Origin of the sequence: Mycobacterium sp. 1245852.3 (assembly GCF_001669335.1) — a bacterium.
GTDB classification, from domain to species: Bacteria; Actinomycetota; Actinomycetes; order Mycobacteriales; family Mycobacteriaceae; genus Mycobacterium; species Mycobacterium europaeum_A.
Map to the genome: position 1 here is coordinate 1 of NZ_LZLL01000405.1, position 17,312 is coordinate 17,312.

Below are 17,312 nucleotides of genomic sequence, written 5' to 3' on the forward strand. Positions count from 1 at the left end.
GCACGGTCCGTTACAGCGCCGCCGAACTCGAGGAATTGCTCAACAGGGCGGTGAGTGCGGCTGCATCTGCTGGGATGAGCCGACGCCGCCAACCGATCCCGGCCTGACATTTCATTTGTTCGCGCTGCTGGTTGAGCGGTTTCAAGGCAGTCTGAAACAATCGGCGGTGTGGACGATGAGCGCCGAGCGCTGGGCGACCTGTTGGCCGCTCATGCGGAGATGGAGCACCTGACCGCGGAGATCGGCGCCGCGCGTGAGCGCCGCCGCGATGCGGCGCGCCGGCTTCTCGCGTTGGGACACGGCACGTCCTGGATCGCGCGCCAGCTCGGCGTGAGCGCCCAGGCGGTCGATGGGTTCACCAAATACCAAGAGCGCCAAGAGAAAAAGCGCGGACAGGTCTAGATCTCGATACCGCGGTCACGGTCTTCGATGTGGCGATCACGGTCCTGGTGGCGATCGCGAAGCCAGGTGGCGTCCAGGTGGCGCCGGTAGGCGCCGCGAATGGTGGTGTGGAGGTGGTCTGCGCGGGTGAGGTGGGCGCGCAGCTGGTCGTCGAGCAGGGCGGGGTGCAGGCGCCGGAGCTGGGTGAGCGCAGGATCGAGGTCGGGGGCGCCCGGGCGCGGGGCGGTCTCAGGTGGCGTGTGGCCACCGAGGGTGGTGGTCCACGGCAATTCGGTATGTAGCAGGCCCAGGAGCCGTTGAGAGGGCTGCGGGGGCCCTGTGCGGTGGCGGGTGGTGTTGAGCAGGATCAGGCCGGACTGGGTGGCGGCGGCGTGTTCGGCGAGGTCGGCCAGCATGGCCGGGTCGGTGGTGGCGGCGTCATCGACGATGAGCAGGCCGCCGGGGGGCAAGTGCCACTGCTTGGTGGTGATGTGGGTGTGGGCTTCGGTGATGGTGGCGGCGGTGTCGGCGAGTTCGTCAGCGACGGCATGCTCGGCCTGGTCGCGGGTGGGGCCACACCACAGGATTTTGCGGTTGGCGGCGGTGGCGGCGCTGTGCAGGGTGTGGAGGGCCGCGCGGCGCTCGGTCGAGGGTGGGGCGTCGATGACGGTGACGGCGAAGGGCAGTCGGGCGGTGCTGGTGAGCGCGGCGGCGGTGGCTGGGGGCAGATCGGTGACGGCGCCGGGGTCAAGGTGCAGGGGGCGTTGGGGTTGGTAACGGCTGGCCGCTTCGAGCACGCGTAGCTCGGTGGCCAGGTCGTCGCGTTGGGCGCTGAGGTGTTGCGCGGAGCGGGTTTCGGCGGCGGCGAAGGCCAGGGCGGCGGCCGCTTCGGCGCGATCAAGATGGCCGCGCAGCTGATGGTGGTGCTGGCGCGCCACCTGCAGGGCCTGGTGGTCGGCGTCGCGGGTGCGGGCGAGCAGCGCGTCGACGTCGGCGCCGCTGATGATGCGATCGGGTCCGCCGGCGGCCTGGACCCGCGCGGTGAGTGCTTCTGCAAGTGCCCCGCGGTAGTGCTCGGCGGGCGTGATCTCGGGTAAGGCCATGCCGCGTAAGTGGATGTCGAGTGTGGCGGAGGCGATGTCGAGCGGGTCAACGTCGGGCTGGGCCTGCAGTTCGGCGAGTTGGGCGCGTGCCCATTCGAGGCTGGTGTGTGCGGCTTCGTAGTCGGCTTCGGCGTCAGCCCATTGGGCGACGACGTCTTGGACGGCGAGCAGGTAGGGGCGGTCGGCATCGGCGCGGGCCCGCAGCTCGACGATGTTGTCGGCGGCCGCGCTCATGGCCGGGCCGCGGTCGTTGCGCACCGCATCAGCGAAGGCCGCCAAATCGGCTGTGCTGGCAACGAATTCGTTGCGTAACGCGCGCACGTCGGCCAGCGCGGCCGGCAACGGTAACTGCTCAACCGGGCGGTCGGGTCGCAGGTCGGCGAAGTCCAGACCGGCGTCGCGGCCGCCCAGCGGGAGCTCGTCGACGTTGCGGCCGGCCAGCTCGGAGCCGGTATCGATGCGCTGCTCGCCGAGCGGGTCGGGGGGAAGTTGTTCTTCTTCCTCGGGATGCAGTGGGGGTTGATCGGGGAGTGGGTGGTCGGTGTGGTCGTGGTGGCCGCCGATCAGGTCGACGGTGTAGGTGATGGCTCGGGCGTATTGGTAGGTGGGGATGGTGTGGTCGGCGTCGGCGAGGTGTTCGGCGGCGACATGCAACAGATCGGCGGGGGTCCAGCGGGTGGGGTCGGCGGCGCTGATGGCCGAGACAAGGCCGGGCCAGGCTGGGTCGGCGACGATGGATTCGGCGGCTGCTGATCCAAAGACGTTGTGTAAGTCGCTGATCCATATCGGGCGCAGACCGGTGTGAGGGGTGTCGAGGGTGGCGGTGGGGGTGAGTTCGGCGGTAAGGCGCCACCACAGCGCGGCGGCGGGTAGTTCGTCGGGCAGCGGTCGTTCGGTGGCGGCCGTGCGAACGAGGGCGGGTAAGTCGGGGCGGCTGGCGGCGGCTTCGGTCAGGCGCGCGGCCAGTTGGGGCCAATAGCCGTCGGCGCGGATGCGGGGGTCGATGGAGTCGATGAGTTGCTCGAAGCGGCGGGTGTGCGGGTTCTGGGTGCGCACCAGTGCTTGGGCGCGTTCTTCGAGCAGTTTTTGGATGGTGCGGGCGCGCACGGCGTACTGCGGTGGGCCGAGCAGTCGGGTGTCGTCGATAGCGACGTGGTGGGCGGCGCGAAAGACCGCGATTTCAGCGGCAAGGGGGCGGTTGGCGGCCAGCACGGGTGCGGCCCACGCCGGTGCGGTGGCCGGTGTCCAGTGGTGGGTGACGGTGTGGCGGATCTCATCGGCGAGCTCGGCGACCAGGGCGGCGCGCCGGGCCAGGCAGTTGCCCCACTCAGGATCGTCAGCGAGCAATGCGGGGGTGGCGGGCAGCCAGCGTAGTGGCCCGATCCCGGCGGAGTGCCCGCCGGTGGGGTCGATGCGCCAGTCGATCACCGCGGCGGGATCGTGAGCGCTGAACAGCTCGCCGGCGCTGGCGGCCTCGGTCAGCGTGGCCACCGGGTCACGCCCGTCAGCGGCGACCAGCGCCAGGTGTTGGCACAGCACCGGCCATGCCTCGGCGCGGGTCAAACCCGGGTAGAGCTGATCGGCGGTGAGGTGCAGGTGCGCCAGCAGGGCCGGGGACGCCAGATGGTGGGCCGCCCGGCCCAAAGCATCGTCGTACATCGCCGCGGCCGCACCCAACCGCACGAACGGGTCACGGGCCTCACGCGCGGCGGTGGTGGCCGAGACCTGAGCATCGTCGCGGGCCAGTGCCTTGGTCAAGACATCGACGGCGGTTTCGGGATGGGTTGCCTTGGGCGACAACACCCGATGCGGGTCGGATTCGGCGGTGGATAGGTAGATGTGGTTTTCGACGCGGCCACGCGTTAACGCCACGTAGAGCAGTTGGCGGGTGAGATGGCCGGCGCCGACAATATGGCAGGCGTGCTGGGCAGTCAGGCCTTGGGTGAGGTCCACGGTGGCCGCATAGCCCAGGGTGACGTGGTTTTTCACGTAGTCGGCCGGCAAGGTGATGCGCTGACCGGAGCCAAGATGGGTGGCGACCACCGACCCATCGGCGCGCACCCGATGAACCGTGTAGCGATAGCCATTGCGCACATAATCGGTGCGGCCCAGACGCAGGCCGCGGGCATTCTCGCGGCTGCGGATCACATCACCAGCCGAGGCGGCCAGCCCATCGGACAACATGACTTCCCGGCCCACGCCCCTGCCGGTGTCGGCGGCCAGGCGATCCAGGCGAGCGCGGGCGTTGAGGGCATCGACGATGTCGTTGGTGGGCGCCAACAGCAAGGAGTCGCGGCCCGCGGCCAGGTCGGCGGCCCACGCGGTGTAGGCCATGTCGGCGGCAGTGTCTTGAGCGCCGACGTGCACCCGGTGGTGGTCGATGTAAAACCCGAGCCCGGAGGGGTCGCCGTTGCGGATCGCCAGGGTGGCCGCGCTTTCAGCGGTGGAACCAAAGCGCACCAACTCAGACAGCGTCAGGGCGCCGGTTTCCTGGGCGATGTCGCGCAGCACGCCCCCGGCCGAGATCGACGTGAGTTGGCGGTCATCCCCGATGAGGACGATGTTGGCTCCGCGCGCTAACGCGTGGCTTCTCACCGCATCAAGTTCCAAGGTTCCGGCTTTGCCGGCCTCGTCGATGATGAGCAGCGTGTCGGGTCCGACCGTGGTCAACCACTGCGGCGCAGCGCCGCCGGTGCGTGAACTGCCCGGGGTGGCCGACCACACGTATTTGGCGATGGTGTCGGTGGGGGCCGACAGGTCCGCGCCGAGTTCGATGGCGGCCGCCGCGGTGGGGGCCAAACCGAGGACGGTTCCGCCCGAGGAGCGCCACGCGTGCGACAGCGCGGCCATCGCCGTCGTCTTCCCGCTGCCGGCCGGGGCCAGCGCCAAGGCCAGCCGCCGCCCGCCGCTGGCTATTTCGCGGACCAGGGCGATCTGGCCCTCGTTGAGCTGTTTGCCGCGTGCGGCCGAGTCAGCCAGCGCCAGCTCGACGTCGATGTCGGCGACCGTGCGGCCGCCGAGTTGGTGGGCGGCATCAATGATGCGGCGTTCAGCGGCCAGCACCTCGTGGCAGGTGTAGGTGGTGCTGCCGTGGCGGGTGTAGACGCTGGTTCCGTCGCGGCGGCGCAGCGGCGCAGGTTCGCCCATGTCGCCGTCGTCGAGGTCGATGTGGGCCACCGACAGCGGCTCGGCTAAGGCAGTTTTGGTGATCGTGTCGGCCAGCGTGGCGTTGGTCGCATGCCCGCTGCCCCGGACGAGGCGCTGCGCCTCGGCTAACACGTGCTGGCGCTGCCAGGTTGCCCGCGACTGGGCCACCGTGGCAATGACTTTCGCCGCTGCCGCCTCGATCCAGTCGTCATCAACGGTGTCGAGTTGTTGGGATGGGGTGGACAAAATGTTGCCCAGCATCGCGGTCAGTTCCCGTGCTCCGCCTAGGATTTCGATGGCTTGGCCGCGCCACGTCTGGCGCTGCTCGGCCAGCGAGCGGGGTTCGTGTTTGGCCTTGCGGGTTTCCAGGGTCGCTTGTTGCGCCAGCCCGATGGCTTCCACGGTCGTGGGCTCGCGCCCATGGGTGGCTTGAAACTGCTTGGCCAGATCGGCGGTGCGGGCTTCGATCGCCAGCCGCCGTGACGACCAGGCTGCCATCAGCTCGGTCGACATGCCGATGATTTCGCGCACCGGGCGCTTGCCGCGGCCCTGGCCAACGACGTCGGCGAACCGCAGCTGCAGTCGCTCGCCCAGGTGGGCTTCCAGCCGCGTGTTGTACAGCTCGGAAGCTGCGATCGTGAACTGATGGATCGGCCGTCCGTCCAATGCCAGCCAGCGCAGCACCCCATCAGGGCCAACGGTGGCGACCTTGTTGGAGATCGCCACATGGGTGTGTAGATCGGGGTCGCCGGCGCGGGAATCGCGGTGGGTGAATGCGGCGCCGATGAGTCCGGTGGTGTCGACCTGGGCGACGCCATTGGTGCCCGAGCGGGTGAGCGCGGCGTGGGTTTCCAGCCACGCCAGCGCATCGGTCACGGCCGCGTCGTGGCATTCTTCCACGACGTTCGCGACGTCGAGCGGTGCGATCGCCCACAGCGCTGACACCGATTTCACGGGCGAGAAGGTCAAGTCGTAGCCGGCGACCGCGGTGGTTTGGGCGCGGGTTTCGCGCGCGAGAAAGCCGCTGAGTTCGCGATCGTCGGCGGGCGCGCGGCCGTACTGCTCTGCGAACATTTTGCGCGCGACGACGGTGCGGATCGTGGCGCGGGTGGGCGCGTCGATGGACGCGGCTGATGGCTTACCCGCTTCTTCGTTGTGGTCGCGGTAGGCCACTGCCAGAGCGCGCGCAAAGGTGGTTTCGCTGTCGCGGATGTAGAACTTGCGGCCCAGTTTGGCGGCATCGATCGCCGCGAGACCGTGGACCCCGCGTGCGGTCACATAGTCAGTGATCGCATCGGCGTTGGGGTGCAGTCCTTCTCCGAACAACGCCTTCATTTGGGCTTCGGTGACCTGGGAACCCTCCGGCACTGCCCATACCTTGGCCACCTCGTCGGCTGGAACCTGGCGCGCCCCAGTGGATTGCAGCGACGCCAACCCAGACCCGACCCACCGGCCCGGGGACTCACCTTTCGCCGAGTAGTAATCGATTAGCGGTGCCCGCCCACGGGCCGTGGCATCCACAGCAGCGACCTGCCGGATCAGGTACTCATACCCGTTGCCGGCAGTGAGCTTGTGCATCGTCATCGTCACTGCAGTGCCGTCCCTTTCCAGGCGCACGCTAGAGACCTCAGCGACGATCTGTCCCACACCGATAGGGCGGTTCTTAGGAAACCGTGACCTTAATGCAAGAGGTGTGTGGTGTCTGGGGGTGGTTGAGAACGGTTGGTATCGGTGGACATTGGTAGTGAGGTGCTGAGGGGGTGATCGGCTTGTGTTGCGAGGCAGTGGGATCGGGCAACATAGGCGGTTGACAAATGAGGACACGTTGATGTTGGTCGGTGTGGTAGCGAAGGTCAACGGGTTCGTCGTATGGTGCGGCGATGGTGAAATACAGCCGCGAAAGCCGCAGTGCGCAGCGCGGGCTCGCGAGGCGATGCTGGCTGGAACGAGTCAGCCAGGCGGTGAGGACAACACCGACGGGCAGCTCGGGAACATCCATATTTGAATCACTGGTCCGCAACCAAACCCGGCCTTGTCATCCACGCGACCGTTCCCCAGGAGCGCTTTTCGGGGAATGCGGCGTTCGGTGCGCGCGAGCCGGACACACTAGGTGCGGCGGCATGCCGTGGTGGCGTCACCTTTGGGTGGTGCGGTTGTGGAGACCTGCGCACCGCTGAGGGTTCGGCACCGCAGTGCTGCACTGACTGTGCCGGCTCGAACGGTTAGCGTCGGCGCTGCTGCTCGATTGCGCGCACCGCGGCGCCGAGCGCGGCCGGTGTTCCAACGTCAAGAACATGGTCGGTGATGTCATTGTCGAGTGCGTACACGCCTTCGACGGGACCGTCTTCGGAGAAGTGCCGGCGGACAGCCTCAATCTTCCAATCCAGCGTGGCGGGATCGCGCATCCGCGCAAGCTGCTCATCGTGGAGCCGTTGGCGGGCTTGTTGTGCGTCGCGACCGCTCACCGACCACTGCGCACCGGGGTAGAGAGCGACCCAGGTTCCGTCTGGCTGTTCGGTGACAGAGGGCTTGAACACGAGCGAGATATTCCGCTCGATCATCAGCCGTTCGATATCAGCTTGGGTTTCGATATTCATCACGTAATCCCATCGTCCACACACCCACAGTGGCGCGGTGTTGAGGAGCGTGCGCGACGTACCGCAATGTCGAGGGTGGCGGCGTCGGCAGCCGTTGCAGCGGTGTGGCGCTCAACGGCGCACGGGCTAGAAGTACGGCTTCGGCATACCGCCCCTAGGCCGCGAGATTGTCTGTGATCGTTGATGCAGTCTGTGTGGTTCACGCTGTGATTCTGTCTGCCGGTATGACATTTCGTGTACCTCCACCGGACTATTGGTTAGACAATCTCGATGGCCCGCTGAATCTCGCGCACGTACGTCTCGGCTTGGCCGGCGCTCCCACCGCTCGCAGGTGTAGTCCCAGATCTGCTCCGGTCCTCCTGGGCAGCAGGGGACAGCACATGACGGCTCACCGTCCGTCCGGCCCCCCGGCACGCTTGCGCGACACGAACTCGTCGAAATCAAACGGCGTTCATGTGCCGCTTTCACCAGCTATCAGTGCTTGCCGAAGGGCGCCCAAGCGCGTCTCGCGGTCCTCGAGCAGCTCGACGGCCGGGGTGCGGGCGCCGGACTCGATGGCTGCGATGGCCGACTGCGTGGTGCCCATCTTGCGGGCGAGTTCTGCTTGGGTGAGTCCGGCAACCTCACGGACGCGGTAGACGACCTCGGCCAGTTCCATTACCAAGCCCGCGGCGGCGTGCCTCGTCGAACGCGGCTTGATCGGCGGGGTCAAGGTCGGCGAGGATCTGCTCACGCCGGCTGGTGTAGCTGCACATCGGTTCACCCCTCGGCGTGACACGTTCCGTGCAGCACTATAAATAGAAAGCACGACGACGGAAAGGCGACGCTTGAAATGACAGGGAACAGCCCGGCGGCTCCGATCGCTAACAGGGTCCAGCAGGAGTACGACGCGACGCGAGCGCTGCGCGACTTGCTCACCATCGCCGCCGCTTCCCCAACAGTTCGCCGCATGCGCAAACGCCGGACCATGAACACCTAAGGGGACTAACTCGCAATATCCCAAAGCGGCGGCACACGGCAGCGGATAACAATGCGTTCGCCCAGTCCACACAAGACGGGGCCCGTCGGCGATCTTGGCAAACGGGTTCTCAGCCACACCGGAATCGTTTTCTTAGGCTGTGCAGCAAGGTCTTCGCGTTAACCAACGCATGCTTAGGGTGGGGATGACCACAGACCTCGGCCAGTTCGGAGTCCACCCACGCCTTCATCCGGTCGGGCAGGTGGGCGGCAGTACGCGATGCTTGAGCAGCGGAGCCCTGGCTGAGGCTTTTCGCTGAATACCTGGCGCATCCATAGCCAATAGCGTCCTGACGCATGGTTGATTAAGAATCAGGTGGCTATCGCCCATTATGTTCGAGGCGGGTACGTCCACGTCGACGTGCTGTGACAGTAATGGAAGGGATGCTAATGGATGCGGCTGCCGGCCCGAGTTCCAAAGTCGCGACATTTAGTACTGAGGCCGACCGCCGCAGGAAACGTCAGGGCTCTGAGAACAGGCAGATGAACGGACGGCTTCAGGTGCGGTTTGACCCAGACAAGCTGAAGGCGCTTGAGGCAATGGCCGGCGGCAGACTGCCCTGTCTTATCCGCGAATGCGGGGAGCTGCTCACGCAGCTATTGCCGCTCGCCGACGAGCGCGGGATAGACCCAGTCGAGTTGATCCGCGAGACCGCCGATTGTCTGCAAGGTCGTCGGTGTGGTACCAGGGCCGACTGACGCGCTGCAGGACCGGGTGTCGGGTACTGCTGCGGCGCGCCACCTCGTGGTGACCTGGCAACACCCGATCGAGCGAACGATCTCGCCGGTCGGCATGCTGAACTTTGACGGCCACAGCTATAGATTCCATTACCTACGTAACACACTGCAGGTAAAAGGATTTCGGCCATTCCTGGGTTTCCCCGATCTTTACGGCCACTACACCGCGGACACATTGTTCCCGCTGTTCGCCCAGCGCGCTATGAACCCGCGCCGCCCAGACTTCACCCGCTGGGTCAAACGGCTAGGTCTTGGACAGGACGCGTCACCCTTCGAACAGATCACTCGATCTGGCGGACACCGCCCAGGCGATACCATCCAACTATTCCCGGTCCCCACCGTGACCAGCGGCCATTTGGAATGCGACTTCCTAGTCCACGGTGTTCGTCACATCGTCGAGCGTCCGACGTCCGTGGCAGGCGCGGTCATTACCCTGACCCGCGACGATGTTGAACGTCATCTCGCAGCGCTCGCTCCCGGAGATGAACTGCGGCTACACGAATCGACCAACACCGCCAATCCATTGGCGATCCTCACGACCGGCAACAACATACCGCTGGGTTGGGTTCCGACCCTTCTGCTTGAAGAGATTCACCGAATACTGGATCATCAGGGCGCACGCGCGACAGCGCTGGCAGTCAACGGTCCCGAAGCGGGCTGGCACTTACGGCTGCTGGCCCACCTCTCCATCCCGGTGCCCGACGGATTCGCCGTTTTTGTCAACGATCGGTGGCAATCCAACGCACGTTGATTGCGGTCTATCCAGGCGCTGTGTGTGATTCGTCAACCCTCGGCGCCATAGGCCCCGCCGGCTTGAATCGGCGGTGTGATTGTCGTTGGCCCGCGTCCGGCACGTTGCTGATAAGAAATTCCCCGACCACCGGTTTGCAGGCAACAATCCGCGCCTCACTGATAGCGAGGTTAAGTTCCGAGGGATCCCCCATATCACGAAGAATGTCGCGCAGCTCTGTCAGTCGACGTCTTCGATTGATCTCCCTATCGGGAGCCGTGAGCTGCTGCGCGTCAAGCGCGGCCTTTCGTCGTTCGAGTCTGCCCGCCCTCTGGTCACGCCGACTTGCGACGAAGTTTGCGGTCGACACAATTAGGGCCGCTATCCCGACTACCAGAGCCGCGAGGGACCGGTGGTTAATCGCAAGCCGGAAAAGCTCCTGAAATCCATTCACCGAACTCATGAGCTGATTATCTCAGCGGCGTATGACATCGTGGGCTTCCCGGATCACGGGATCCACTCGGCCATCTTCGCCTTTTACGACGCTGTGCCGGGTGCAGCGATTGTTATTCCTTGGGCCTCGGCGGCCTCGCTGAGACGCCTGTCGTAAGTAACCAGTGCAGCGAGCGGTGCCGTAGATGCAGCGGTATGCGCAGTCGCGAGGTGTATCGCGTCGAGAGAGCGTAATGCGCTGTCGGAGTACGCTGCCGCTGTCGAGCGCGCGACCGAGTCGATTTCGAATCGGTCCAGTCTGGCTAGCACGGCGGGCACCGCAGATAATCCTTCTGGGGCGACTGTTCGAATGGCTCTGGGTAGCTCGACTTCCGCCAAAACAGATGTTACCCAACGCATTTCGACGCGTTCATCGAGCCAGTCGACTAAGGCGTTCGATTCGGGCTCAATCCGGATCAACTTCACCAGCGCCGAGGTATCTAGGTAGATCACAGCTTAGTAGCGTTCCTCGGCGCGCATACGCTCCAGCAGCGCGCCGGCCTCACGTCCGCTACCCATGGGAATCATTGGCCGAGGCGCAGGCCCCCGCAGCGTCGCCGGCTGCACCCTGCCCGCACTAATCAGTGCATCGAGCGGACCTGCGGAAGCCGGAACTATCCGGGCGATGACCTCGCCGCGCTCAGTGAGTGTGACTTCCTCGCCGCGCTTCACCCGAGCCAGCACCTTGGAGGTCTCTTGGTTGAGCTCGCGTACCGACACTTCACCCATGCACAAAATGTAATACGTATTTGTTCTACGCGCTGCGGGTCGCCCGCTTATTGGGGAAGTTGCGCGTCAGAAGGCAAGATCCAGCTGTCAAGCGCGTTTTGGCTGGCGTGACAGCGCGCGCCTGGTGTCGAGCGATCGGTCACGGTCGAACGTGAGGCGGCTGCACTTGTCGCTCAATGGGTTGGCCACGGATTTGGACACGGAACGCGGTAGAACCGATGCGAACAAGCGGGACACGGTGATACAGCGTGGACGGCTCAACGGCGCTGGCCTGCACATATGAGATCGAGTGCATCGGGGGTGATCGCGACCGGTTAGCTCATAACGCAGAGGTCGCAGGTTCGAATCCTGTCCCCGCTACCAGCGGAAATGACCCTAGAGGCGTGACCTCTGGGGCCATTTTCATGCCGGATGGACACGTATTTGGACACATTAGCTAGGCTTTCTAGTTAACTAACTATCGTCTCAATCTTCTGGATCCGACCATTTGCCGATGATGATTGCGGCGGCGCTGCTCCGCGGCGTCTCGATCGCCGTTTGCTAAACGCGGATTTTTCTCGGGTTCTTGTTAAGCCTCAGGGTGCGCTGCAGAGGGTCATCTCGCGGCGTACTGGATCGTTGGACGACGCTCGCCCTTGCGCTGATCTCGTCAGCTGATCTCGTCAGAGGCGTAGCGTGACCCAGAAATCCTCTGAACTGTTACTTTGTTGTACAGATGTCACGTTTCCGCTAAAATCTGAAGCCATGAGAGGCACCATGACCAACTCACCGGCGATGGCAATCCGCCGCGCAGAGCCGCGGTCATTTCTGCACGTCTCAGACCTGCCGGGAACGAAAGAGGCGGCTCGCAAAGCCGCTTCTCGTGCCGCGCTAAGCGGCGAGTTGGTCCACGTGCGCCGTGGGCTCTATTTCAAAGCTCCCGGCGCCACCCGTTACGGCCCGGTCAAGCCCCGTGTTGAGGAGGTTGTCCGGGAGATTTTCAAAGCGTCCAACTCTGGCTTTGGCCCGGCCGGCTACTCCGCAGCGCAAAGCCTCGGCCTAACGACCCAAGTGCCTGCCAAGTTTGAAGCTTCCGCGCTGCGGAAGGCCGACCCATCTCTCCCCGGTGTCGTGCTGCATGTACGAAGCAATCTGGCAAGGGCCGCCCTGAACGAGCAAGAGATCGCAGTTCTCGAAGTTCTGCGTTCGCCTGAGCACTTTGTAGAAGGTGGCATGACGCGACTTGCACGCAAGGTCAGCGAGTTGTCCGCGGCCAGGGTGTTGCGGCTTAGTGCAATCAACAAGGCATCGGCCGGAGAAACCGGGGTTGTTAAAGTGAACTACGAGCGGCTGCTTGCTGCACTTAAGTCACCAACCCTTAAGTCAGCGGCCTGACGCCAGGCCGCGTCGTTGAACTCCGTGCCACCACGTTTACGCGATAACCGAGACGAACTCGATGCACTGCTGGCACGAGCCGCCGAAGCGCTGAATCGCCCAGTCTCATTCCTCGAGAAGGACTTTTGGGCGATGGAGGTCCTCCGCGTTGCAGCGGTTGATCGCTCAATCACGTATGGGAATGGTGACAGCACCGGCACTGTGCGAACTGTGTTCAAGGGTGGAACCAGTCTCAGTCGGGTCCATGGATTGATCGACCGCTTCTCCGAAGACGTCGATCTACTGGTTCTCTTTCCCGACAACGACGGCGGACCGGGCACAGGCGCGCGCGATGGAGTGCTCAAAGCGATCCAAGCCGAAGTGCAAGCACACCTCGGTTTACCGGACGAACGCATTGAAGTGATTTACCCGAAGCGGGGAATTGCACGAGCCGTCAAGTATTACTACCCATTGCACACGGCCGTTGACACTGCCCTGACCGAGGGAGTCACTTTAGAGATGGGAACGCGGGGCGGCCCCGAACCGATGAAGCGGTACCCCCTTCGTTCGATCGTCGCTGAGTACGCGATAGATGAACTTGAGGAGCCCGAAGATCAGTGGGAAGAGTTCACCCCTTTTGAGGTGAATGTTCTTGGCGCTGAACGAACATTGCTCGAGAAGCTGTCAGCCGTGCACTCGAACGCGTCTGATCCTGAACTCGTAGAGACGAAACTCCCGCAGAGCGGTCGACACTTCTACGACATTCACATGCTTCTTCAGTCAGAAGAGGTTCGCTCTGAACTCGTCCGCATAGGGCGGAGTGGTGTCGAAGCACTCGTGCTCGATATCGAAGAGCGCAGTGCCGCGGCTCAGTGGCGGTTTGTTCCGCGGCCGGCGGACGGCTATGCGTCAAGTCCGGCGTTCGCAAGCGACGGCCCGGTGGCCACGGCGGTTCGCAGTGCGTACCTGTCGGCCGAAGCGCTGATGTATGGCCCGGTCGTACCGCTTGAGGAGTGTCTGGCCTCGGTCCACATTTGGGCAGAACTGCTCTAGCCACGTGGTTCGCCCAACCTCTCCTCGGGCCGAGTGCCTGGGCGCAACGACAATCAGCGTCGTTATACGCGCTACTTTTCGTGTGACGCTGTGGTGGCGGGGCGCTGATACAAGTAACCCAGCTCGGGCACTTGCACGCCAGGCGCTGGGTCATAGATTCCGGTCCGGCCATCTGGCTTAAATCCGCGTTTCTCGTAGAACTGCTGCGCCTTCAGGTTGTGCTCTGCGCACCAGAGGACGGCATCTGTGGTCGATTGCGTGGCGAGTGCCGTTTCAAGTAGGAGACCGCCGATACCGTGTTGTTGGTTATCACAGGGCACGTAGAGAGAATTGATCTCAAGGTGTCCAGGCACATCTGGCGAGGGGCCGAAGATCACCAACCCAACGACTTGCCCCTCCAAAGTGGCGACCCAGATCCGCCAACCAGCATTAACCATCTGCGGGTACACGTCTTTTGCCCAATGTGCGGCGTTGAACATATCGAGCTGTTCGGGGGTCATCGCGTCGGCATAAGTGTTTCGCCAGACCAGGTAATGCATTTCGGCGATCTCGAGAAAGTCGCGCTCTTCAGCTTGCCGGATCTTGGGCCGTTCAGATGTCATGCGTCCCCTGCGATCATCGACGGGTCGGTTGTAAGGCTACTTCTGCACCGCCCGCACGCCCTCTTAGGTGAGCGCATCGAGCCTTGGCTTTGGTTCTTGCACGATACTGGTACGGAGCTCGAAGAGCCTGCGGCCATGCGGATCTCAATGGCGCGGGACTGACCGTCACCGGCTTTCTCCAGTCGGGAGCCGTTCCACGGGTACCGTCAACGTCGCCGCAATCCTGCGACCAACAAGTCCGATAGACAGGGAAAAGCGTGAGCGATTACAACACGGCATGGGATTCTCTCGCCCAGACCATCGGCGCAGCGAAGGGACAGAGTTCCGGCTCCATCGACGACGTTGACCACCTGACCATCGGTCAGCGCCTGAAAGTCGCCGAGGTTGCCGCGCTGCTGTCGATCGCGCAGGAGTTGTCCGCCATCCGCCACGAAGGCATTAATCCGGAGTTCTCGACGCACTGATACGCCCTCGCAGGGTCTCATGGTGGGGTCGGTCCCTGATGGCCCGCCGCCCAGTGGGCACGGCGTCCGGGGTATTGCGGACACGCGCGGACGTCCATGTCAATGTTTGTCGGGGCTCGCGCCTAGCGTTGTGGCCGTGGGCAGAAAAATCACGGCCGCGCGCCAACGCAACGCCGTATCCCAGGGCATGGCACTCGGGCTATGCATGCTTGAGCGTTACGAATTCAAATTCGAGAAGCTACGCGTCGACCTAGCCTTCGAGCACGCTTGGCGCGACTGGCCCGACCGCTACAAGTCGCAGTTCTCCCAGGTAGACACGGACCTGCGCAAGGGCACCGACGCCGTGTGGGTAATGACGCACGCGGATGTGCGTAAGCAGGTCACGCCTTTGTTCTGGGACTGGTCGAGCGGGAAGCTGAGTATCCATCAGCGTGGCGATGATTGGGACAGTGACGATCCCAACGACGTCGAGTACGCGCTGAGCATGGTGGATGGCAGCGTGCCCCTTGAAGGCTGGATTTCGTTGGCCCGCGCGTTCCTCGACGATTTCGACCGTGACTACAGCCAAGACTGAGCGGGAGAGGCGCTGTTGCTCGAAGACCCGACGTCAGACAAGCGACTCGAGCTTGCGTACAACGCCGCCGAGAAGATGCTGGCAGTGCAGGACAGCACCCTCGCGAACCTGCGCACGCGAGCGAACAACCTACTCGCGGCGACCCCCTCGGAGATAGCGTGATCCGCCAGCTATGGCTGGCAGTGTCGGCTCGGTTGCGGCTTCGTCGCCTCGCCGAGCCGAGCTGGTGGCGTCGGCGCAAGCGATGGCACAGGTGGAACGTGCAACGCACCCGCTGGTTGCAGGCGCTATCCAGCCGACTTGACGGGCAACGCAAGAATTTCGCCGTTGCCCTCGAGTTAGCAGCCAAATCAGCCGGGATCGCGCTCGCCGCCGCCGTGCTGTTCTGGGCGACAGAAATCATCGGCGCAATGTTGTCCCATACCGGTTGGGAACCAGTTCAACACCTCACCGCCACCCGAGAGTCCAAGGACTACGAATCGCTTGTCGGAGTTCTTATCGGCGCCGAAGCTACCCTGCTGGCCTTGTACTATGCCACCGTCGGCGTCGTCGCCTCGACCGCCTACAGCGCCGTTCCCGGTGACATCCGGAAACTGTTCGTCCAACAGAGGATCAGCAACGTCTACACGCGCGGCATCGTCCGGGCGCTGGTCTTCACCACGAGTCTGTTCGGGCTTGGTTCGTTGGGTTACCACGTGCGGGTGCTCAGCGTCATCGTCGCCGTGCTCTTCGCTGTGCTTGCGGTCTTACGACTGGCCGTCGTCGGTATCGTGCCGTTCGGCTTCTTCGACCCCGCTTCACTGACCCGTGATCTACCACAGCGTTTTAAACGTGCACTCTCTCGTGCCACCACGCTGCCCACCGCTCTCGACGAAGGCAGTCAGAAACAGGCGCACGCCGATGCGAGGGAAACCCTTGAGCATTACAGACAGATCACCGATCTCGTCGTTAGCCGCCCGATTCGCAACTCCGCAGCTCCCCTTGACGTTGCCGGCCAACTGCTTTCCCTTATTGGCGGATACACATCGCAGAAGAATCTGATCCCATCAGACAGTGCGTGGTGGACATCAATTGCCCGATACCCCAACTGGTTTACCCTCAGCGCCGACCAGACCAACCTCGCGTTGGCAGTCTCTACCGGGGCCTACACCCCAACGGGGCCAGACCTGCTATGGGTTGAGCGGCAGTGCACAGCCGACATCGCCAAGCTCATCGTGATCGTTGGACACGGCCAGCTGGACTCCTTCACGAGTTTCCTGGACCGCACCTCAACGCACATTCGTGTGCTCAGCGCCCGGCTGCTATTCAACGAGGCGCTGCTGATTGAAGATCAGATCGTTGCCGCAATCTGGGAAGCAGTTGAACCCGCCGCCGACGATCGCGCTCCCACGGCATACTTGGCCGACGAACACGAACGCGACCGCGTGATCGCTGCCCAGCGCTCAATCGTGCTGCTGATGAACGCGTGGCTGGGTCTGGTGGACGCAGCCGAGCAGCTCGGGAAATGGCGACTTGGCGCAGATGTCGATCGCGTTATCGCCAACCGCAACATCCTTTACAAGCTCAATTTTCCCCGCTCCGCGGTTGAGACGCTCGAACGACTCTGTCAGCGCATCGCATTCGAGAAAGACGTCGAAGGTCGACAAGTCACCCCCACATGGTTCGTCCACCATCACGTAGCCCGCGTCCTAGCCCAGCGCCTGGTGGAGGCCCAGGACGCAATCACACGGCGATTCGCCGGCCGCACCATCAACGAGGTGCAGTCAGCGATCGCCGCTGAGGACTGGAAGCTGGCCGTCATGGTGGCATTTTCTGCGCTCGAAATGATCGACAAGATCGCCACCCACCAGGAACTAATCGGTACAGCCCACCAAGGTCTGCGCCGATGGAGGAGCGCGGCATTGGACGATCCCGACTGGCCGACTCCACCGCAATCGCCACCGCTCGACCCCGACCTGCGTAGGCAGGTGATCGGCAATATCGCCGACTGCTTGCCGAATCTGCCTGCTGGCCCACATGATCAGCGACAACCAGATCTCTACGGGCAGGCTTACGTGTTTGTCTTCAATGCAACGTTCGACGCCATCCTCGACGGCGACCACGACCGGGCCACGAACTGGTTCACAACTCTGTTCAATCAGAATCAATCCGCAGCCCAACGGATGATCGCAGATGTCGCCGGACAGCTGCCCCTCCTCCGCTTCATCTACACGGTGGAACCACTTGTCGCGCTGATGGAGCTCAGCGGCTATGCCATCCTGCTCCAGGAACTCAATGGCGAAGGCATCTGGGACGCTGTCCGACCGATGTGGGATTTTCGTCGCGTACGACT

Annotated in this window: 14 protein-coding genes and 1 pseudogene; 9 read left to right on the forward strand and 6 right to left on the reverse strand. The window is 63.7% G+C overall.

Annotated elements, in window-relative coordinates; genetic code table 11:
• Positions 1 to 168: 168 nt before the first annotated feature.
• Complete coding sequence (locus tag A9W96_RS18275) at positions 169 to 402, forward strand: LuxR family transcriptional regulator (protein ID WP_082972398.1); 234 nt, start codon at positions 169 to 171, stop codon at positions 400 to 402.
• On the opposite strand, the gene mobF is transcribed toward A9W96_RS18275, so the two are convergent.
• The 3 genes from mobF to A9W96_RS18290 form a co-directional block, all read right to left on the reverse strand.
• Positions 399 to 6,215 (reverse strand): MobF family relaxase, encoded by a 5,817-nt coding sequence (gene mobF, locus A9W96_RS18280; RefSeq protein ID WP_369830847.1) that lies wholly within the window; start codon positions 6,213 to 6,215, stop codon positions 399 to 401. The two genes, A9W96_RS18275 and mobF, sit on opposite strands and share 4 nt — an antisense overlap.
• A 638-nt stretch (positions 6,216 to 6,853) precedes the next feature.
• Positions 6,854 to 7,228: a hypothetical protein gene (locus A9W96_RS18285; RefSeq protein ID WP_067141864.1), complete on the reverse strand. Its 375-nt coding sequence runs from the start codon at positions 7,226 to 7,228 to the stop codon at positions 6,854 to 6,856.
• A gap of 451 nt (positions 7,229 to 7,679) precedes the next feature.
• Positions 7,680 to 7,961, reverse strand: a complete 282-nt coding sequence (locus A9W96_RS18290) for a helix-turn-helix transcriptional regulator (RefSeq protein ID WP_231999733.1) — start codon at positions 7,959 to 7,961, stop codon at positions 7,680 to 7,682.
• 674 nt (positions 7,962 to 8,635) lie between these two features.
• Between A9W96_RS18290 and A9W96_RS18295 the strand changes: the two genes are divergently transcribed.
• From A9W96_RS18295 to A9W96_RS32250, 3 genes are all read left to right on the forward strand, one after another.
• Positions 8,636 to 8,944 (forward strand): hypothetical protein, encoded by a 309-nt coding sequence (locus tag A9W96_RS18295; protein WP_067141887.1) that lies wholly within the window; start codon positions 8,636 to 8,638, stop codon positions 8,942 to 8,944.
• Between the two features lie 16 nt (positions 8,945 to 8,960).
• On the forward strand, positions 8,961 to 9,734 hold the full coding sequence (locus A9W96_RS18300) for a hypothetical protein (protein ID WP_231999734.1): 774 nt from the start codon (positions 8,961 to 8,963) through the stop codon (positions 9,732 to 9,734).
• 391 nt (positions 9,735 to 10,125) lie between these two features.
• Positions 10,126 to 10,323, forward strand: coding sequence for a hypothetical protein (locus A9W96_RS32250; RefSeq protein WP_197499561.1), 198 nt, complete (start codon positions 10,126 to 10,128; stop codon positions 10,321 to 10,323).
• Here A9W96_RS32250 and A9W96_RS30590 read toward each other — a convergent pair.
• A complete protein-coding gene (locus A9W96_RS30590) occupies positions 10,251 to 10,658 on the reverse strand; it encodes a type II toxin-antitoxin system VapC family toxin (RefSeq protein ID WP_082972406.1) in 408 nt (135 codons plus the stop codon). The two genes, A9W96_RS32250 and A9W96_RS30590, sit on opposite strands and share 73 nt — an antisense overlap.
• 3 nt (positions 10,659 to 10,661) lie before the next feature.
• A complete protein-coding gene (locus A9W96_RS18305) occupies positions 10,662 to 10,934 on the reverse strand; it encodes a type II toxin-antitoxin system Phd/YefM family antitoxin (RefSeq protein ID WP_067141867.1) in 273 nt (90 codons plus the stop codon).
• A 675-nt stretch (positions 10,935 to 11,609) separates the two neighbouring features.
• Between A9W96_RS18305 and A9W96_RS31555 the strand changes: the two genes are divergently transcribed.
• Both A9W96_RS31555 and A9W96_RS18310 read left to right on the forward strand, forming a co-directional pair.
• On the forward strand, positions 11,610 to 12,308 hold the full coding sequence (locus A9W96_RS31555; protein WP_156765303.1) for a DUF6088 family protein: 699 nt from the start codon (positions 11,610 to 11,612) through the stop codon (positions 12,306 to 12,308).
• Between the two features lie 24 nt (positions 12,309 to 12,332).
• Complete coding sequence (locus tag A9W96_RS18310; protein ID WP_231999735.1) at positions 12,333 to 13,340, forward strand: nucleotidyl transferase AbiEii/AbiGii toxin family protein; 1,008 nt, start codon at positions 12,333 to 12,335, stop codon at positions 13,338 to 13,340.
• Between the two features lie 71 nt (positions 13,341 to 13,411).
• On the opposite strand, the gene A9W96_RS18315 is transcribed toward A9W96_RS18310, so the two are convergent.
• Positions 13,412 to 13,942 (reverse strand): GNAT family N-acetyltransferase, encoded by a 531-nt coding sequence (locus A9W96_RS18315; RefSeq protein WP_067141873.1) that lies wholly within the window; start codon positions 13,940 to 13,942, stop codon positions 13,412 to 13,414.
• Positions 13,943 to 14,199: 257 nt separating this feature from the next.
• On the opposite strand from A9W96_RS18315, the gene A9W96_RS18320 reads away from it, so the two are divergent.
• The 3 genes and pseudogenes from A9W96_RS18320 to A9W96_RS18330 all read left to right on the forward strand — a co-directional run.
• Positions 14,200 to 14,406: a hypothetical protein gene (locus tag A9W96_RS18320; protein WP_067141876.1), complete on the forward strand. Its 207-nt coding sequence runs from the start codon at positions 14,200 to 14,202 to the stop codon at positions 14,404 to 14,406.
• A gap of 136 nt (positions 14,407 to 14,542) precedes the next feature.
• Positions 14,543 to 14,980, forward strand: coding sequence for a hypothetical protein (locus A9W96_RS18325; protein ID WP_156765305.1), 438 nt, complete (start codon positions 14,543 to 14,545; stop codon positions 14,978 to 14,980).
• Between the two features lie 260 nt (positions 14,981 to 15,240).
• Positions 15,241 to 17,312, forward strand: a pseudogene (locus A9W96_RS18330) (hypothetical protein); the annotation flags it as partial.